The sequence below is a fragment of the Enterobacter sp. LM3 genome (assembly GCF_046622475.1).
Classification (GTDB): domain Bacteria; phylum Pseudomonadota; class Gammaproteobacteria; order Enterobacterales; family Enterobacteriaceae; genus Enterobacter; species Enterobacter cloacae_P.
The window spans coordinates 16,219-33,465 of sequence record NZ_JBJURN010000019.1; the positions used below are offsets into that span (position 1 = coordinate 16,219).

The 17,247-nt window shown below is 55.4% G+C and carries 15 protein-coding genes; 9 read left to right on the forward strand and 6 right to left on the reverse strand.

Annotated features, from left to right (window positions below):
• Window positions 1-37 precede the first annotated feature (37 nt).
• Both rmuC and udp read right to left on the reverse strand, forming a co-directional pair.
• Window positions 38-1,495 carry a DNA recombination protein RmuC gene (gene rmuC, locus ACJ9N4_RS17490; RefSeq protein ID WP_182919106.1) on the reverse strand — a complete coding sequence of 486 codons (1,458 nt, stop codon included), beginning with the start codon at window positions 1,493-1,495 and terminating at the stop codon, window positions 38-40.
• A gap of 139 nt (window positions 1,496-1,634) precedes the next feature.
• Window positions 1,635-2,396: a uridine phosphorylase gene (gene udp / locus ACJ9N4_RS17495; RefSeq protein WP_003860792.1), complete on the reverse strand. Its 762-nt coding sequence runs from the start codon at window positions 2,394-2,396 to the stop codon at window positions 1,635-1,637.
• 249 nt (window positions 2,397-2,645) lie between these two features.
• On the opposite strand from udp, the gene ACJ9N4_RS17500 reads away from it, so the two are divergent.
• From ACJ9N4_RS17500 to ACJ9N4_RS17535, 8 genes are all read left to right on the forward strand, one after another.
• On the forward strand, window positions 2,646-3,449 hold the full coding sequence (locus ACJ9N4_RS17500) for a dienelactone hydrolase family protein (protein WP_182273341.1): 804 nt from the start codon (window positions 2,646-2,648) through the stop codon (window positions 3,447-3,449).
• 283 nt (window positions 3,450-3,732) lie between these two features.
• Window positions 3,733-4,401, forward strand: coding sequence for a cysteine hydrolase family protein (locus ACJ9N4_RS17505; RefSeq protein WP_182919107.1), 669 nt, complete (start codon window positions 3,733-3,735; stop codon window positions 4,399-4,401).
• 147 nt (window positions 4,402-4,548) lie between these two features.
• A complete protein-coding gene (gene fdrA, locus ACJ9N4_RS17510; protein WP_182919108.1) occupies window positions 4,549-6,105 on the forward strand; it encodes an acyl-CoA synthetase FdrA in 1,557 nt (518 codons plus the stop codon).
• Complete coding sequence (locus ACJ9N4_RS17515; RefSeq protein WP_411500680.1) at window positions 6,102-7,523, forward strand: DUF1116 domain-containing protein; 1,422 nt, start codon at window positions 6,102-6,104, stop codon at window positions 7,521-7,523. Before fdrA ends, ACJ9N4_RS17515 begins: the two co-directional genes overlap by 4 nt.
• The gene (gene arcC / locus ACJ9N4_RS17520) at window positions 7,520-8,479 is read left to right on the forward strand and encodes a carbamate kinase (protein ID WP_182919110.1); all 960 of its coding nucleotides are present in this window, start codon (window positions 7,520-7,522) and stop codon (window positions 8,477-8,479) included. The genes ACJ9N4_RS17515 and arcC overlap by 4 nt, the downstream gene beginning before the upstream one ends.
• Before the next feature lie 18 nt (window positions 8,480-8,497).
• Window positions 8,498-8,890, forward strand: a complete 393-nt coding sequence (locus ACJ9N4_RS17525) for a glutamyl-tRNA amidotransferase (RefSeq protein WP_182273336.1) — start codon at window positions 8,498-8,500, stop codon at window positions 8,888-8,890.
• Between the two features lie 24 nt (window positions 8,891-8,914).
• Window positions 8,915-10,138, forward strand: coding sequence for a cytosine permease (locus ACJ9N4_RS17530; RefSeq protein ID WP_411500681.1), 1,224 nt, complete (start codon window positions 8,915-8,917; stop codon window positions 10,136-10,138).
• 77 nt (window positions 10,139-10,215) lie between these two features.
• Complete coding sequence (locus tag ACJ9N4_RS17535) at window positions 10,216-11,121, forward strand: LysR substrate-binding domain-containing protein (protein ID WP_182273334.1); 906 nt, start codon at window positions 10,216-10,218, stop codon at window positions 11,119-11,121.
• A 35-nt stretch (window positions 11,122-11,156) separates the two neighbouring features.
• Here ACJ9N4_RS17535 and metE read toward each other — a convergent pair whose 3' ends face one another.
• Window positions 11,157-13,418 carry a 5-methyltetrahydropteroyltriglutamate--homocysteine S-methyltransferase gene (gene metE / locus ACJ9N4_RS17540; protein ID WP_182919113.1) on the reverse strand — a complete coding sequence of 754 codons (2,262 nt, stop codon included), beginning with the start codon at window positions 13,416-13,418 and terminating at the stop codon, window positions 11,157-11,159.
• A 116-nt stretch (window positions 13,419-13,534) separates the two neighbouring features.
• Between metE and metR the strand changes: the two genes are divergently transcribed.
• Entirely contained in the window at window positions 13,535-14,488 is a 954-nt protein-coding gene (gene metR / locus ACJ9N4_RS17545) for an HTH-type transcriptional regulator MetR (protein ID WP_182273332.1), read from the forward strand.
• Here the strand turns inward: metR and ACJ9N4_RS17550 are convergent.
• The 3 genes from ACJ9N4_RS17550 to pldB form a co-directional block, all read right to left on the reverse strand.
• Window positions 14,376-15,275, reverse strand: coding sequence for a carboxylate/amino acid/amine transporter (locus ACJ9N4_RS17550; protein WP_182273331.1), 900 nt, complete (start codon window positions 15,273-15,275; stop codon window positions 14,376-14,378). The two genes, metR and ACJ9N4_RS17550, sit on opposite strands and share 113 nt — an antisense overlap.
• Before the next feature lie 82 nt (window positions 15,276-15,357).
• Complete coding sequence (gene yigL / locus ACJ9N4_RS17555; RefSeq protein WP_182919114.1) at window positions 15,358-16,158, reverse strand: sugar/pyridoxal phosphate phosphatase YigL; 801 nt, start codon at window positions 16,156-16,158, stop codon at window positions 15,358-15,360.
• Between the two features lie 25 nt (window positions 16,159-16,183).
• Complete coding sequence (gene pldB, locus ACJ9N4_RS17560; protein WP_182273329.1) at window positions 16,184-17,176, reverse strand: lysophospholipase L2; 993 nt, start codon at window positions 17,174-17,176, stop codon at window positions 16,184-16,186.
• Window positions 17,177-17,247: the final 71 nt, after the last annotated feature.

Consider the following 17,247-nt stretch of genomic DNA (forward strand, 5'->3'; position numbering starts at 1 on the left):
GGGAAGTGTAACAGATTGGGCGCGTTTGCCCTACGATTCAACCACCGCGAAAGAAACGCGTCGGCTCCTCTTCTGGCGATAAATCCGCCGTTAAATCGTTGTCTTCACTGTTTGTCTTTTGTTCAGCATGACCTTCTCGCAGACGGAATTCTTCGTCCTGAGCCGTGGCCTGTTCCACCAGTTCCGGATTAATCTCGCGTTTGACCTCCACCCCCAGGCTGCGAAACGCTTCGGCTTGCGCCAGCAAATTGCCGCGCCCGGAGGAGAGCTTTTTCATTGCCTGACGGTAGTTATCCTGCGCGCGGTCAAGGCTTTGCCCAACCGAGGACATATCGTCCACGAACAGGCGCATTTTGTCGTACAGCTTGCTGGCGCGATCGGCAATCTGCTGCGCATTGCGGCTCTGGTGCTCGTAGCGCCACAGGTTCGCAATGGTACGTAAGGCCACCAGCAACGTGGTGGGACTTACCAGCATAATGTTATTTTTCAGTGCTTCAGTAATCAGTTCTGGCTGCCTGTCGAGCGCCAGCAGGAATGCGGGCTCTACCGGGATGAACATCAGCACGTAGTCCAGAGAACGCAAACCCGGCAGCTGTTGATAGTCTTTTCGGCCCAGCAGACGAATGTGGTTACGTACAGAGGCAATATGTTCCTGCAGCGCCGCCTCGCGAATGTAATCATCCTCTGCATTGAAGTAACGCTCGTAGGCCACCAGCGTCATTTTGGCGTCAATCACCACATCTTTGCCCTGCGGCAACCGCACAATCACATCCGGCTGCATGCGCGAGCGGGCATCGTTCTCAATGCTGACCTGCGTTTCGTATTCATACCCTTCACGCAGACCAGAAGCTTCCAGCACGCGGGTCAGTACCACCTCGCCCCAGTTACCCTGCGCTTTGTTATCCCCTTTCAGGGCGCGCGTCAGGTTGACTGCTTCCTGCGCCATCTGCGCATTCAGCTGCTGGAGATTACGAATTTCATGCGCCAGCGTGTGACGCTCGCGGGCTTCCTGGCCAAAGCTGTCCTGCACCTGACGACGAAAACCGTCAAGCTGTTCACGCAGCGGTGTCAGCAGGCTGTTCAGGCTCTGGCGGTTTTGTTCGTCAACGCGGCGGTTGCTGTGCTCAAAAATGCGGTTCGCAAGGTTCTCGAACTGCTCACTGAGGCGCTGCTCGCTGTTGATCATCTGGCGGATTTTATCTTCCGCATGCAGCTGGGTAGATTCAAGGCGGGTGGTCACTTCGCGGAGATCGGCCTCCAGTGAGGTGTTAATGTCGCGCAGGTTGCGCAGTTCGTTATTGAGCAACTCACACTCGTCGCGCCAGTGCGAACCCTGGGCAAGCTGTTGTTTTGCCGCGCTTAACTCCGCGACCATCTCTTCGCGTTCTGCCAGTTGATCGGCTTTCTGCTGCGCGTGCTGGTAGCTGGAAATCAGCCAGCCTATACCCACACCCACCAGCGCAATCACCGCATAAATCAGGATTGAGATATCCACAATGCCCCCTGCATCAACGTATTACCCGCACAAAATAGAATTGTGCTGTATAAACGTCCAGTTTGAAAGGGTTTTCCTGCGAGGCGCTACGCAAAAAGAAAAGGCCGAACGTATCGGCCTTTTATCTCATAAGACGGGACTAGATCAGGCGACGAGCGGCTTCAACCACGATTTTCACCGCATGACTTTCAGTCTGCTTCATGGTCTCGGCGTTCGGGATCTCTTGCTGAGTACGGTTGACGATAACGCCTGCCACCATACCGGCACGCAGACCCTGGCTTGCGCACATGGTCAGCAGTGTTGCAGATTCCATTTCGTAGTTCATTACGCCCATAGACTGCCACTCTTCCATTGAGCCTTTAAAACGGCTCACGACGCGACCAGAGAAGGTGTCGTAACGCTCCTGGCCTGGGTAGAAGGTATCAGAAGAGGCGGTCACGCCCACGTGAGTCGTTGCCCCCACGGATTTCGCGGCTTCAACCAGTGCAGTGGTACATTCGAAATCAGCCACTGCCGGGAATTCCATTGGCGCAAAGTGCAGACTTGCTCCATCCAGACGCACAGACGCGGTGGTGACCAGCACGTCGCCGACATTGATATGTGGCTGAATAGCACCGGTGGTACCGATACGCAGGAAAGTACGAATGCCCAGCTGCGCCAGCTCTTCAACTGCAATAGAAGTAGACGGGCCGCCGATACCGGTCGAGCACACGATCACTGCTTTGCCATCCAGCTCAGCGCGCCAGGTGGTGAATTCACGATGGGCTGCCAGCTTAACCGGCTTATCCATCAGCGCGGCGATCTTTTCCACACGCTCAGGATCGCCAGGGACGATAGCGAGCGTAGCCCCTTGTAAATCGTTTTTAGTGAGGCCGAGATGAAAAACATCAGACTTAGACATAGGTGACTCCTCTGTGGGTCGGTTAGTCAGAAGAAGTAAAATGGTACTTTACAGAAGCAATAAGCACAATTTCGTGACACACCTCACCATGAATGAAAATGATTGCAGTAGATTTCCATGAAATGGTGATTCACATCACATTAACAAGTTATATCGCGGGGCACTGCACAAAAGATAGACGGTTTAAGGCACTGTGGGTTGTTATCTTGAGGTCTATATTTATATGCACTTACGGGTACGGAGAATACCATGACTCAGAAAACCAATTTTGCGCCTGCCGCCGCCCCTCTTGCTTCGACCATCGTCTCCACCTCTGAAGAATCGATCCTGGCCGGTGAAACCTCCATTCCCTCGCAGGGCGATAATATGCCTGCTTACCACGCACGGCCAAAATCCGCTGACGGCCCGCTGCCTATCGTGATTGTGGTTCAGGAGATTTTTGGCGTTCACGAACATATTCGCGACCTCTGCCGTCGACTGGCTCTGGAAGGGTATCTGGCCGTTGCACCAGAGCTCTATTTCCGCCAGGGCGATCCGAATGATTACAGTGATATCCCTACGCTTTTCAGCAACCTGGTCAGCAAAGTGCCAGATGCGCAGGTGCTGGCCGACCTTGACCACGTTGCCAGTTGGGCGGCGCGTAACGGTGGCGATCCGCATCGCCTGATGGTGACCGGTTTCTGCTGGGGTGGCCGTATTAGCTGGCTGTATGCCGCGCACAATCCACAGCTCAAAGCCGCCGTGGCCTGGTACGGTAAGCTGGTGGGTGAGAAGACGCTGAATTCACCGAAGCACCCTGTTGATATCGCAACAGACCTGAATGCACCGGTTCTGGGGTTGTACGGCGGACAGGATACGGGTATTCCACTCGATACCGTGGAAACGATGCGCCATGCGCTGCGTGCAGCCAACGCAAAGGCTGAAATTGTGGTGTATCCGGATGCCGGGCACGCCTTTAATGCCGATTATCGTCCGGGCTATCACGTGGAATCCGCTAAAGATGGCTGGGAGCGTATGCTGGCCTGGTTCAGCCAGTACGGTAATAAGAAATAACTTTTATGGCTCCGGGGCACACCGGAGCCATTCCCACATGAAAAATAAGTGCATTTCATCACATTCTTGCGACAAATTTTTTCACTCTAAATATTCTTCTCATCAAATTTTTTGCCACATTATTCAGCGATATGACTCCCTTCACACTCACCGGGTATAACGCCTGCCAATACAAATTTTTCGTTGCTGCACACCAAACTATTTTCCTGTCTCACCACCTCTTTCTGCTGAATACTCAGCATCAGATTTACGGATCGTTTATGACCTGAACAGGAGATTTACCATGACGCAATACGTATTCCAGGCTCAACCTTTTGCTCTGCCATTTGCCCCCCATAGCACCGCTCTGGTGATGATCGACATGCAGCGTGATTTTGTGGAAGCCGGTGGGTTTGGTGAAGCGCTCGGTAACGATGTTTCGCGGGTTCGTTGCGCCATCGAGCCCTGTAAAAACGTGCTCGCAGCAGCCCGCAGTCAGGGAATGCTGGTGATCCATACCCGTGAGGGGCACCGCGCAGACCTTAGCGATTGCCCGGCAGCCAAGCTCACCCGCGGGGGCAAAACCTTTATCGGCGAACCCGGCCCAATGGGGCGTATTCTGGTGCGCGGGGAAGCGGGCCACGACATTATTCCAGAGCTCTACCCTGTCGCGGGCGAACCGGTTATCGATAAACCGGGCAAGGGTGCGTTCTATCAGACTGACCTGCATCTCATTTTACAGAACCACGGCATTAAAACGCTGATTGTCTGCGGCGTCACCACTGAAGTTTGCGTCACCACGACCGTTCGCGAAGCTAACGATCGGGGTTACGAGTGCATTATCCCGGAAGACTGTGTCGGCTCTTATTTCCCGGAATTCCAGAAATATGCGCTGGAGATGATCAAGGCACAGGGTGCCATTTTCGGCTGGGTCAGCCATTCCTCCGCCATTCAGGAAGGCCTTAAGGGCTAAATAACGGAGATACCGTCGAGGCCTCGCGGTATCCGCTATCTAACAACCTCACATTATCACGACCTTTTCGTAGCGCCCGATACCACGCTATGCGGGTTCCCTTTGTCCGCACTCTGCTGTCGGGCAGTCATTACCAGGCTTAACATAATGAAAATTCAGAGCAAAGTTTTCAGCAACCTATACCAGGACTCTGTGTCTTTGATGCAGATTTCAGCGCGGATCAGCAAGCTACCAGGTATCCATAACGCGTCAGTGGTGATGGGAACCCCGATGAACCTCGAACAGCTTCGTGAAGCTGGACTTGGTACGGAGCTCCGCGCCGGTCCGAACGATCTGATCATTGCCGTCATGGGAGAAGAAGCCGCTTGCATAGCGGCGCTGGATCTCGCTGAGCAACGCCTGAACAGTAAGCCTGAAGAGAGTGCGGATATCAGCAAATCTCCCGACCCGGTTAGCCTGGATATGGCGCTGGAAACCGCGGCCGATGCTAATCTGGCGCTGATTTCCGTTCCCGGAGACTACGCGGCCGCCGAGGCGATAAAAGCGCTGAATCTGGGTATGAACGTGATGATGTTCAGCGATAACGTCAGTTCCGGGCAGGAAAAAGCGATTAAAACCCTCGCGCACGCACATCGCCGTATTGTGATGGGTCCCGACTGTGGCACTGCCATTATCAACGGTATTCCGTTGGGTTTTGCTAATGTGGTTAAACGCGGGGTCATCGGTATCGTCGGTGCATCCGGTACCGGGTTGCAGGAGGTGACGTGCCGTATTGACAGACTTGGGTCAGGCATCTCGCAGGCTCTGGGCACAGGCGGCCATGACCTCAGCGAAGAAATCGGCGGGATTTCCATGCTGGATGGACTCCAGGCACTTATGCAAGATGAAGCCACCGACGTCATCGTTTTGATCTCAAAACCACCTTCACCCACTGTGGCTACGCGCATTCTGGAGCAGGCTCAGTTTGCCGGGAAACCCGTGGTAGTGAACTTTATTGGTTCTGATCCGCAGGAGATCGCACGCCCTAACGTAAGCGCCGCAATGACGCTTGCCAGCGCAGCTGAAATCGCGGTTGCATTAGCCAACCATCAGCCATTACCAGAAAAACCGGCAGACCCAACACCTCGTGACATCGTTACCCTGCAACAGGCTTGCCTGAATTTGTCTGCGGCAAGGCAGGATATTCGCGGCGTCTTCGCGGGAGGGACGTTCTGCTATGAAGCGCAACTCATCTGCCAACAAAACGGTTTCAGCGCCGCATCAAACACCCCCGTTTCCGGAAATAAAAAACTGCAGGATATCTGGCAGAGCCACGGTCATACGCTAATCGACATGGGAGATGACGATTTCACCCGCGGTAAACCGCACCCGATGATTGACCCCACGCTGCGCAACCAGCGCCTCATTAACGAGCTGAACGATCCACAGACTGCCGTTGTGTTGTTCGATGTGGTGCTGGGATATGGCGCATCCGAAACCCCTGCCAGTGAATTACTGGAGCAACTTGCTCACATTGATAAACACCATGCCCCGGTATTGATTGCGCATGTATGCGGCACAGAAGCCGATCCACAACAGCGCAGCCGCCAGGTTGACGCCCTGCGTGAAGCGGGCGTCATCATCGCCGATTGCAACGCGCAGGCCGCAGCCTGGGCCAGCATCGTGGCTAACATTCAGCTCCAGAAGAAGGACGTCTGCGCATGAACACCTTATTTAATCAGCCCCTGAAAGTAGTGAATGTCGGGCTTCAGAGCTTTGCCAGTAATATCCAGAAAGTCGGTGGCGAGGTTATCGCACTCAGCTGGCAACCCCCTGCGCTGGGCAATATCGATGCCGGACACGATCTTGCCTCTCTGCTGCATCACCCCTTAGTAGAACACGCCAACCAGATTGCGATGGCGCGTTACCTCAGTGCCCAGCCGGCTCTGGTGGATGTCATGCCGGCCAGCGAAGCGATTCCCGAAATGGCTCATCGCAAACTCATCCTGCATTCCGGCCCGCCCATTCGCTGGGAAAACATGTGCGGCCCGGTGAAAGGGGCCATTGTGGGTGCAATGTTGTTTGAAGGCTGGGCTAGCGGCCATGAAGAGGCCGAGAGACAGATCCTGGCGGGAGAGGTAGCACTTGAGCCATGTCATCACCATCACGCCATTGGGCCGATGGCTGGCATTATCAGCCCGTCTATGCCGCTGTGGGTTATTGAAAATAAAACCAACGGACAACGCGCCTTCAGCAATTTTAACGAAGGGTTAGGTAAGGTTTTACGCTTTGGTGCCAACAACGAAGAAGTGCTCGAACGTCTGTGCTGGATGCGCGATGAGCTGGGACCTGCGCTTAAAGCCGCCGTGCGTCACCTGGGCGAGCTGGAGTTAAAACCGCTGATGGCACAGGCGTTACATATGGGTGATGAAGTCCATAACCGTAACGCCGCAGCAACCGGTCTACTGATCAAACGCCTGCTGCCCGCGCTACTGGCCTGCAACTTGCCTGGTACGAGCGTACAAAAGGTCGTGGCCTTTATCACCAGCAACGATCACTTCTTCCTCAACCTGTCGATGGCGGCCTGTAAAGCCATGATGGACGCAGCCGCCGGTGTGCCATTCAGTTCAATGGTTACGGTGATGGCACGCAACGGTGTTAATTTCGGCATTCGCTTGTCCGGCACCGGAGAGCAATGGTTCCAGGCTCCAGCCAACGCGGTCGAAGGGCTATTTTTCCCGGGCTATGGCGTGGACGATGCTGCCGCAGATCTTGGTGATAGCGCCATTACGGAAACCGCCGGCGTGGGTGGATTTGCAATGGCATCTTCCCCTGCAATTGTAAAATTTGTCGGTGGAACCCCCGCAGATGCGACCAACAATAGCCGCCGCATGCAGTCAATTACCCTGGGTGGTAACCCGGCCTTCACACTGCCAGCCCTGAACTTTGCCCCGACGGCTGCCGGTATCGACGCCCGCAAGGTCGCCGACCGCGGTATTTTACCCGTCATCAACACCGGGATTGCGCACAAACAGGCCGGCATCGGCCAGATTGGAGCGGGCATCACGACCGCTCCCATGCCCTGCTTTGTCGAGGCAATTTCCACACTGGCGCAGATCGTTGCAAAAGGAGAACCACAATGAGCAGGCCATTGGCTGTCGTTGCTGTCGGTGGTAACGCCCTGATCCAGGACGATCGACGGAATAGCATTCCCGATCAATACGATGCGGTGATTGAAAGCGTTGAACATATCACCGATATGGTCGAGGCCGGGTGGGATCTGGTATTGACCCACGGCAATGGCCCGCAGGTAGGGTTTATTTTACGCCGTTCCGAACTGGCGAGCGGTGAAGTTGCCCCCGTCCCACTGGATTACGCCGTGGGCGATACCCAGGGCGCAATCGGCTATATGTTCCAGAAAGCGCTGCATAACGCCCTGGCACGTCGCGGTATTCACAAACCCGTTATTGCTCTGGTGACGCAAACACGGGTCAGTGAGGAGGATGACGCCTTCGCAAACCCAACCAAACCTATCGGTGCATTCCTTGATGAAGCGACCGCCCGCGAACGTCAGCAGCAACTCGGCTGGACACTGATGGAAGATGCGGGCCGGGGCTGGCGACGCACCGTGCCTTCTCCCTCACCTCTGGAAATCATTGAACACAACACCATTGCCCAACTGGTGAAGCAGGGCTATATCGTCATCGCCTGCGGCGGTGGCGGGATCCCGGTCGTTCGCGATGCACAACAACAGCTGAAAGGCGTCGAGGCGGTGATTGATAAAGATCGCGCGTCTGCTCTGCTCGCCAGCCAACTGCAAGCCGATTTGCTGCTCATTCCCACCGGGGTAGAAAAAGTGGCGATCAACTTCGGCACGCCCCGGCAGCAATGGCTGGACACCCTTACCGTCGAACAAGCCCAGGCGCTCGTGCAAGAGGGGCAATTTGGGGTCGGTAGCATGCAACCGAAAGTCGAAGCAATTCTCGATTTTGTGAACACCAGCCAACAACAGGGTAAATACGCCAGCGGTCTGATCACCAGCCCGCAGGCCATTAAAGCCGCCCTTTCACACCAGAGCGGAACCTGGATCACCCCATAACATTTACCGGAGAATAATATGACAACCACTACTCTGCTGGCTGTGAATGGCACCCTGATGCGCGGCCTGGAATTGAACAAAAACATGCTCAAGGCAGGCGGTGTATTCGTGCGCGAAGACCTCACCGACGCGCACTATCGCCTGTGGAGCATTAACGACAGACACCCTGGGATGATCCGCGTCGCACAAGGCGGCACGCAGGTTGCGCTGGAGATTTGGGCGCTTCCGCTCGCCAGTTTTGCCGAATTACTGATGAGTGAACCTGCGGGGCTGGCCATCGGTAAAGTCAAACTCGCCGATGGCAGCGAAGTGCTGGGCGTGCTGGCGGAAAACTGGCTCACGGAGGGCCAACGCGAAATCACAGAACAGGGAAGCTGGCGACAGTACACCGGCCATTTCCACACGGCGTAACGCGCACTTCAGAGGGAACAAGATATGCGTAAAACAGAAGAGAGTCTTCACACTGCGTCAGGGTTACGGATCGCCATGATTTTGCTTGGGATCGCCGTTACGCCGGTTCTGCTGTCATCTTCAAGTCTGGGTAACCAGCTTTCCAGCGGCAGCCTGATGAGTGTGGTATTGCTGGGTGGACTCATCCTCACCATTTTGTCTGCCATTACCATCAGCGTGGGCGAAAAAGCCCGCCTGCCAACGTACGGTATTGTGAAATATGCGTTTGGCGAAAAAGGCGCGATCGCTATCAATATCCTGATGGCCATCAGTCTGTTCGGCTGGATTGCGGTAACCGCCAGCATGTTCGGTCATTCCGTGCATGATTTGCTCACACAGCATGGGCTGAATGTTCCACTGCCGCTGCTGGTCGCTGCGGGATGCGTGATTTTTGTTGCCTCTACCGCATTTGGCTTTGAGGTATTAGGGAAAGTCGCCCAGATTGCCGTCCCTGTAATTGTGCTGGTTCTGTGTTACATCCTGTATGTTGCCACCCACAGCGACATAGCAATGCCGCAAACCGTTGTCAGTATGAATACTGGCGTTGCCGTATCGACCGTCGTTGGCACGATCATCGTTCTGGTCGCGACTCTGCCGGACTTTGGCAGTTTCGTGCATAACCGCAAGCACGCCCTGATCGCGGCGGGGCTGACGTTTCTGGTTGCCTACCCCCTGCTGTACTGGGCTGGCGCGACGCCCAGCGCCATTAGCGGCCAGGGTTCCCTGCTGGGTGCGATGACAGTCTTTGGTGCCGTACTGCCTGCCGCGCTGTTGCTGATTTTCGCCTGCGTAACGGGTAATGCCGGGAATATGTTCCAGGGCACGCTGGTCGTGTCAACGTTACTGACCCGCTTTCCTAAATGGCAAATAACCCTCGCGCTGGGGGGATTGTCTGCCATCGTCGGTAGCCTGGATATTATGGCGTGGTTTATCCCGTTCCTGCTGTTCCTCGGTATTGCCACCCCCCCGGTCGCCGGAATTTATATTGCCGATTTCTTCATGTACCGCCGCAACGGTTACCAGGATTCCGTTCTGACGCAGGAACCACAAATTAAAGCGCTGACGTTTGTCGCGTGGATTTCAGGCGCTGTTGTAGGTTTTATGACCGTGAAAGGGGTGTTCACTCTGACCACTATTCCGTCGGTAGACTCCATTGTTGTGGCCTGTATTGCATACGCGCTGCTCAGTCGTCTGGGTCAACACCGATAGTTCCTGCGTATAATTGGCACACTTTTACGGCTGAATCGAACCCGGGTTCAGCCGCTCTCTGCCGACCAGGAAACCCTATGTTTATTTCTGACGAAACTCTCCGCGTGATCCATCTGGTCGCCAGACACCAGAGCATTACGACTGCCGCCGAGCAGCTAAACAAAGTCCCGTCCGCCATTAGCTATACCATCAAAAAAACGGAAGAAGCGCTTGGCGCAGAACTGTTTCTTCGCAAAGGACGCTACATCGAACTCACGCCAGCGGGCAGCTATTTTATTGAACACAGCAAAACGATCCTCGGCGATCTGGAAGCACTCAGACGTAACACGGTGTTGATCCACGATGGCATTGAACGTGAATTAACGATTGCGGTAAACAACATCATTCCCACCGCCGTGCTGGTCGAGTTCATCCGCGATTTTGAACAACAATTCTCGTCAACGACACTGACGCTGAATCTTGAAGTCTACAACGGTTGTTGGGATGCACTGTACGGCAGACGGGCAGATCTGGTGATTGGTGCGCCCCATGCCGTTCCCGGCAGCGAGGGCATTATCAGCGCCCCTTTAGGGCAGCTGGAATGGGACTTTGTCGTCAGCCCACAGCATCCGCTCGCGGGTGCCCGACACCCGCTCGACAACGCTGAACTGCGTCACTATTCGGCCGTGTGTATTCGTGACACATCCATCAGCATCGCACCGCAACAGGCCTGGCTGCTGGAGGGGCAAAAACCGCTTTTTGTGCCTGATTTCACCACCGCCATTGCATTAATCGAGCAAAATGTGGGGATTGGCTATATTCCGCACCATCTGGCGCTACCGTTGCTCAACAGGGGAACGCTACTCAAAAAACCGATGCGTGAACACAAACATGCCACAACGCTTTTTCTGGCAGCCCGTTCAGACGGTATGGGGAAAGTGTGCCGCTGGTGCATGGACTACCTGCAGCACCCGGCCTTAAGTGCAAGGCTAAGCGGGGGATAAAACACCTCTCCACAATGAAGGGAGAGGTTTTCCGGTTACGCCTGACGCAGATTCTGCGCCGCCTTCACCATGTTTGCCAGCGCCGCGCGGGTTTCCGGCCAACCGCGGGTTTTCAGGCCGCAGTCCGGGTTCACCCACAGACGCTCCGCCGGGATACGCTGAGCCGCTTTCTGCAATAAGGCTTCAATCCATTCTACGTCCGGCACGTTCGGTGAGTGGATGTCATACACGCCCGGCCCGATTTCGTTCGGGTAGTCGAACTCTTCGAATGACTCCAGCAGTTCCATGTCTGAACGTGATGTCTCAATAGTGATCACATCAGCATCCAGCGCAGCAATGGAATCCATGATGTCGTTAAACTCGCAGTAACACATATGGGTGTGGATCTGCGTGTCGTCCTTCGCGACGGCGGCGTTGATGCGGAAGGCTTCCACGCCCCAGGCCAGATACGCATCCCAGTCGCTGCGACGCAGCGGCAGACCTTCGCGCAGTGCCGGTTCATCAATCTGGATGATGCCAATGCCCGCCGCTTCCAGATCCGCCACTTCGTCACGCAGCGCCAGTGCAATCTGTTTCGCGATGGTTTCGCGGCTTACGTCTTCACGCGGGAACGACCAGCAGAGGATCGTCACTGGGCCGGTGAGCATGCCTTTCACCGGTTTGTCGGTGAGAGATTGCGCATACTTCGCCCACTCAACGGTGATCGCTTCCGGGCGACTGACATCGCCGATCACCACCGGCGGCTTCACGCAGCGGGAGCCGTAGCTCTGCACCCAGCCGTTCTGGGTAAAGACGAAGCCGTCCAGGTGTTCACCAAAGTATTCCACCATGTCGTTACGCTCGGCTTCACCATGTACCAGCACGTCCAGACCTAAGCGTTCCTGCTCGATAATCGCCTGTTTGATGTGTTCAGCGATGCCGGTGCGATAGTGGTTCGCATCCAGGTTGCCCTTTTTGAAGTCCAGACGCAGGCCGCGGATCTCCGTTGTCTGCGGGAAAGAACCGATTGTGGTGGTCGGCCACGCAGGCAGGCTGAAGCGGGCGCGCTGGGCTTCGGCACGCACGCTGTAAGCGTTCTGACGCTGGCTGTCCTGCGCCGTGATGGCCGCCAGACGTTTTTCGACCGCCGCATTGTGAACGCGGGTGGAGTGACGACGTGCCTGAATCGGCGCGCTCCATTCGGTAATCGCCGCCGTATCGCCCGTGTTCAGCGCATCACGCAGCAGCGACAGCTCTTCACATTTCTGCAGGGCGAAGGCAAACCAGCTTTTCACTTCCGCATCCAGGCGGGTTTCCACACTCAGATCGATGGGGCTATGCAGCAGGGAGCAGGAAGAGGCGACCCACAGATCGCGTTTACCGACGACATCTTTAATCTGTGCATACTTCTCCGTCAGATCGGCACGCCAGACGTTGCGACCGTTGACCAGACCCGCCGAGAGCAGCCAGTCCGTTGGCAGACGCTTGTGCAGCTCCGCCACATCATCTTTGCCATGAACCAGGTCAACGTGCAGCCCCTGAACCGGCAGCGCCGCGATCGTGTCGAGGTTTGGCGTGACACCTTCAAAGTACGTGGTCAGCAGCAGCTTCACCTGACCCGTCAGCGCGTCGTAAGCCGGTTTGAAGGCGTTCAGCCATTCTTTCGGCAGCTCAAGCACCAGCGCTGGCTCATCAATTTGCACCCACTGAATGCCGCGTTTACCCAGCTCAATCAACACCTGTTTGTAGACCGGCAAAATATCGTTCAGCAGGCTGAGACGGTCAAATTGCTCGCCTTTCACTTTACCCAGCCACAGGTACGTAACCGGCCCCAACAGCACAGGTTTTACCTGATGCCCCAGTGCCAGCGCTTCGTCCACTTCGTCCAGCAGTTGCGTCCAGGTCAGTTTGAACTGCTGGCCTTTTACGAACTCCGGCACCATGTAGTGATAGTTGGTGTTGAACCACTTGGTCATTTCCGCCGCTGCCGCTGGCTCCCCTGTTGGCGCACGGCCACGGCCAATGCGGAACAGGGTGTCGATATCTACCGATCCATCTTTGTTCTGATGACGAGCCGGCACGTTGCCAAGCAGCAGGCTGGTGGTCAGAACATGGTCGTACCAGGCGAAATCGCCCACTGGCAGCAGGTCAACACCCGCCTGTTTTTGCTGATCCCAGTGACGGGCACGCAGCTCGCGGCCAACGGTCAGCAGTTCTTCACGGGTCGTGTTGCCCGCCCAGTAGCTTTCTTGCGCTTTTTTCAGCTCGCGACGCAGGCCAACGCGAGGGAAACCGAGAGTGTGATTACGGATTGTCATGGTATGCCCCTTGTGAATTTTTACGATTTAGACGTCCAGATGTTTACACATCCATAATTGGCGGTTACTGTATATTCCTCAAGCGCAAAATGTTCATGCCGAAGTGAAGGACTTTCATGATCGAGATAAAACACCTGAAAACGCTACAAGCGTTGCGGAACTGCGGTTCTCTCGCAGCGGCTGCGGCCACACTGCACCAGACCCAGTCCGCCCTTTCTCACCAGTTCAGCGATCTGGAACAACGCCTCGGCTTTCGTCTTTTTGTGCGTAAGAGTCAGCCGCTACGCTTTACGCCGCAGGGTGAGATCCTGTTGCAGCTGGCCAACCAGGTGCTGCCGCAGATTGCCAGCGCCCTGCAATCCTGCAACGAGCCGCAGCAAACCAAACTGCGTATCGCAATTGAGTGTCACAGCTGTATTCAGTGGCTGACCCCTGCGCTTGAGAGCTTCCGTCAGAAGTGGCCGCAGGTGGAGATGGACTTTAAATCCGGTGTGACGTTTGACCCTCAGCCATCGCTCCAGCAGGGCGAGCTGGATCTGGTCATGACCTCAGACATTCTGCCGCGCAGTGGTCTGCACTATTCGCCGATGTTTGATTTTGAAGTGCGCCTGGTTCTGGCTCCGGATCACCCTCTGGCCAGTAAAACGCGCATCACGCCGGAAGATCTGGCGACGGAAACGCTGCTGATTTACCCGGTGCAGCGCAGCCGCCTGGATATCTGGCGTCACTTCCTGCAGCCCGCAGGTATTAGCCCACAGCTGAAAAGCGTGGATAACACCCTGCTGTTGATTCAGATGGTTGCGGCCAGAATGGGTATCGCGGCGCTGCCTCACTGGGTGGTGGAAAGCTTTGAACGCCAGGGTCTGGTCGTGACCAAAACCCTGGGTGAAGGACTGTGGAGCCGGCTGTACGCCGCCGTGCGCGACGGCGAGCAGCGTCAGCCAGTAACGGAAGCGTTTATTCGCTCAGCGCGGAACCACGCGTGCGACCATCTTCCGTTTGTGCGGAGCGCGGAGCGACCCAACGGCGATGTACCCACAGCGAAGCCAGGATCACCGTCCCTCCAGTAAGGAAGCTCGGCCAGTGCGGTTGTTCCTGCCAGATGGCGAGGTTCACCAGTAGCCCCGCAGGCACATGAACGTTGTTCATAATCCCCAGCGTACCGGCGTCTACCTGTGTAGCGCCGTAGTTCCACATGAAATACCCCAACCCGGATGCCACCACGCCCAGCCAGACCAGAATGCCCCACTGCACGGAGGTGGTCGGCAGTTTTTGCGGGTTACCGAGCATAAACCACGCCGCCACCGCGACGATAGCAGCCCCCATATAGAACCAGGCGAACGCGTTATGCTGTGGCATCGGACGGGTTTCCATCAGGCGTTTGTAGCCAACCATACCAATAGCAAAGCTGATATTCGCCAGCTGCACGAACATCAGGCCAGTCCAGAAGTGATCGCTCACTTTGTCATAGCGAATAATCGCCGCCCCCACAACCGCCAGCAGCGCACTCAGCACATAGCCCCAGCGTAAGCGACGCTTGCTCAGCAGATCGTAAATCAGCGTGATGTAGAGCGGTGTCAGCACGGTAAACAACAGGAATTCGGAGACGGACAAGTAGACGTATGCCCGGAAGCTGAACAGATACATGATGCCGAGCTGCATCGCCCCCACCAGCATGTACAGCAGAATGGTTTTTAGCGACTGCCCGCGAGTACGCAAAAACGGCAGGAACACCAGCGCCGCCAGCCCGACACGCATCAGTACCGAGAAGTAGCTGTCAACATGTCCGGCAAGGTATTCACCGATCAGGCTAAAGGAGAAGGCCCACAGGATAGTGGTGATAATGAGTAGCGCCACAATGCTTGTCTCTCAGAAAGAAGGACAGGCATTGTAGCGAACTACTCAGTTGACAACTGGGCAGTAAATAACCAATTAAAGATTATTCAAGGAACAATTTGCGCAGATATTTTGGTACCGCGTTATCGGCGTTCGAACCAATCACTTCCAGCTCGGGGTGCAGATCTTTCAGACGCTGGTGCGCATTCTCCATAATGCAGCCTTTCCCTGCCATCGAGAGCATTTCTGCATCGTTCATACCATCACCAAAGGCAATGCTGTCTTTCAGGCCAAAACCCATACGCCTGGCGACAGCGTCCAGCGCGTGACCTTTCGAGACACCGCCCGCCATGACCTCCAGACAGGTAAGCGTAGAGAAACTGACGTTGACGCGGTCACCCCAGCGCGCATTAAACGCCTGCTCCAGCGGCAACAGTTCTTCATGGCTGGTGCAGGTGAAAAACACTTTACTGACGCCTTCCGGCTCCAGCAGACCCGGCTCGTACAGCGAATACTGGAATACCGCCTCTTTAAAGAAACGCATCTCTTCCGGACGGTGGCGGTTCATAAACCACTCATCGTCGCGATAAACGTTGGTGACGATATTCGGGTTGTTATGCACAACACCAAACAGATCGGCGGCAATGCCACGATCCAGATTGTGAGTGAAAATCAGGTTGCCATCGGTATCGTGTACTCGCGCACCGTTGGAGGTGATCATGTAGGACTTGATGTCCAGATTATCGCGGATCTGCCCTACATCCACGTGGTGGCGACCGGTGGCAAACACAAAGTTCACGCCACGGGCAGTCAGGAGTTTCAGGGTCTCTTTCGCATAAGGCGACAGGGTGTGGTCGGGGGAAAGTAGTGTGCCATCTAAATCAGATGCAACAACCTGGTACATAGGGAAATTTAACCTCAATAGAAAATCAGTTATGCCGGTTGAAAAACTCAACAATGGCGTTAAGCGCGACTGAGCGCATAGCGTCCTTTTCGAAAAGGATCTCATGGAATGCGCCGTTTATAACCAGCGGTTTTCGCCCTTCACAAGGGTGACCGGCGGCGGCGCGCAGTTCACAAAAGCGGTCATGCATGCGGTTATCGACCACACGCTCTTCTTCCGCCTGAATCAGGAGTGTCGGTGTGTCGTCATTGCCGACGCCAGTCAATACCTGCTCACCGGCCAGAATGCCTTCCCGCACCCAGTGATAAGTGGGACCACCGACGCGTAAACGCGGTTCATCGGCATAAAAGCGCAGGTTACGGCGATAACGCTGCCGACTGTGGGTTAACACATTGATGGCAAACGGTAGTGCCCGCCAGCGTCCTGTCCCGATGGCATACCCTTCACGAATGCGCTGATGGCCCTCAGCCCAGTCAAGAATATGACGCACCATCCAGTCAGGAAAACGCATCACGATGCCATACATCGGCGCGGTGAGCGCAATGGCATCGCACTGGTGCTCGTAACGCTGCAAAAACAGTGTGGAGATCGCACCGCCCATTGAGTGCGCAAGGATATAACGCTTACGCCACGGGCCTGGCTGAACTTCCTGTTGCCAGAATGCGGCAAGATCGTCGACGTAATCGCTGAAATTATCCACATGACCACGGTGCGTGTCCGATAACATACGACCGGAAAGCCCCTGCCCACGATGGTCAATAATCAGGACATCGAACCCTGTATGGACCAGATCATAAGCCAGTTCGGCATATTTAACGTAGCTTTCTATACGCCCCGGGCATATCACAATCACCCGATCATTTTTCTTATCCCGAAAACGGACAAAGCGTACCGGAACACGACCTACGCCTGTAAATTCATCTTCCTCACGTTGCCGCCAGAAATGGGTCAGCGGCCCCATAGAGAAAGCAGCAAATGCGTTTTCTCGTGTTTCCCAGTCCTTTTTCTGCTGAAACATCGGGTTTCCACCCCTGTAAGCCAAGGAATATCGTTTTTTCATCACTGGTCACAAAATGACTCAGCAATAGC

Coding starts and splice junctions, on each gene's coding strand:
- ACJ9N4_RS17525 (WP_182273336.1), top strand. CDS start 8,498: ATGACAACCACTACTCTGCTGGCTGTGAATGGCACCCTGATGCGCGGC.
- ACJ9N4_RS17500 (WP_182273341.1), top strand. CDS start 2,646: ATGACTCAGAAAACCAATTTTGCGCCTGCCGCCGCCCCTCTTGCTTCG.
- yigL (WP_182919114.1), bottom strand. CDS start 16,158: ATGTACCAGGTTGTTGCATCTGATTTAGATGGCACACTACTTTCCCCC.
- ACJ9N4_RS17505 (WP_182919107.1), top strand. CDS start 3,733: ATGACGCAATACGTATTCCAGGCTCAACCTTTTGCTCTGCCATTTGCC.
- ACJ9N4_RS17535 (WP_182273334.1), top strand. CDS start 10,216: ATGTTTATTTCTGACGAAACTCTCCGCGTGATCCATCTGGTCGCCAGA.
- metR (WP_182273332.1), top strand. CDS start 13,535: ATGATCGAGATAAAACACCTGAAAACGCTACAAGCGTTGCGGAACTGC.
- metE (WP_182919113.1), bottom strand. CDS start 13,418: ATGACAATCCGTAATCACACTCTCGGTTTCCCTCGCGTTGGCCTGCGT.
- udp (WP_003860792.1), bottom strand. CDS start 2,396: ATGTCTAAGTCTGATGTTTTTCATCTCGGCCTCACTAAAAACGATTTA.
- ACJ9N4_RS17530 (WP_411500681.1), top strand. CDS start 8,915: ATGCGTAAAACAGAAGAGAGTCTTCACACTGCGTCAGGGTTACGGATC.
- pldB (WP_182273329.1), bottom strand. CDS start 17,176: ATGTTTCAGCAGAAAAAGGACTGGGAAACACGAGAAAACGCATTTGCT.
- fdrA (WP_182919108.1), top strand. CDS start 4,549: ATGAAAATTCAGAGCAAAGTTTTCAGCAACCTATACCAGGACTCTGTG.
- arcC (WP_182919110.1), top strand. CDS start 7,520: ATGAGCAGGCCATTGGCTGTCGTTGCTGTCGGTGGTAACGCCCTGATC.
- ACJ9N4_RS17515 (WP_411500680.1), top strand. CDS start 6,102: ATGAACACCTTATTTAATCAGCCCCTGAAAGTAGTGAATGTCGGGCTT.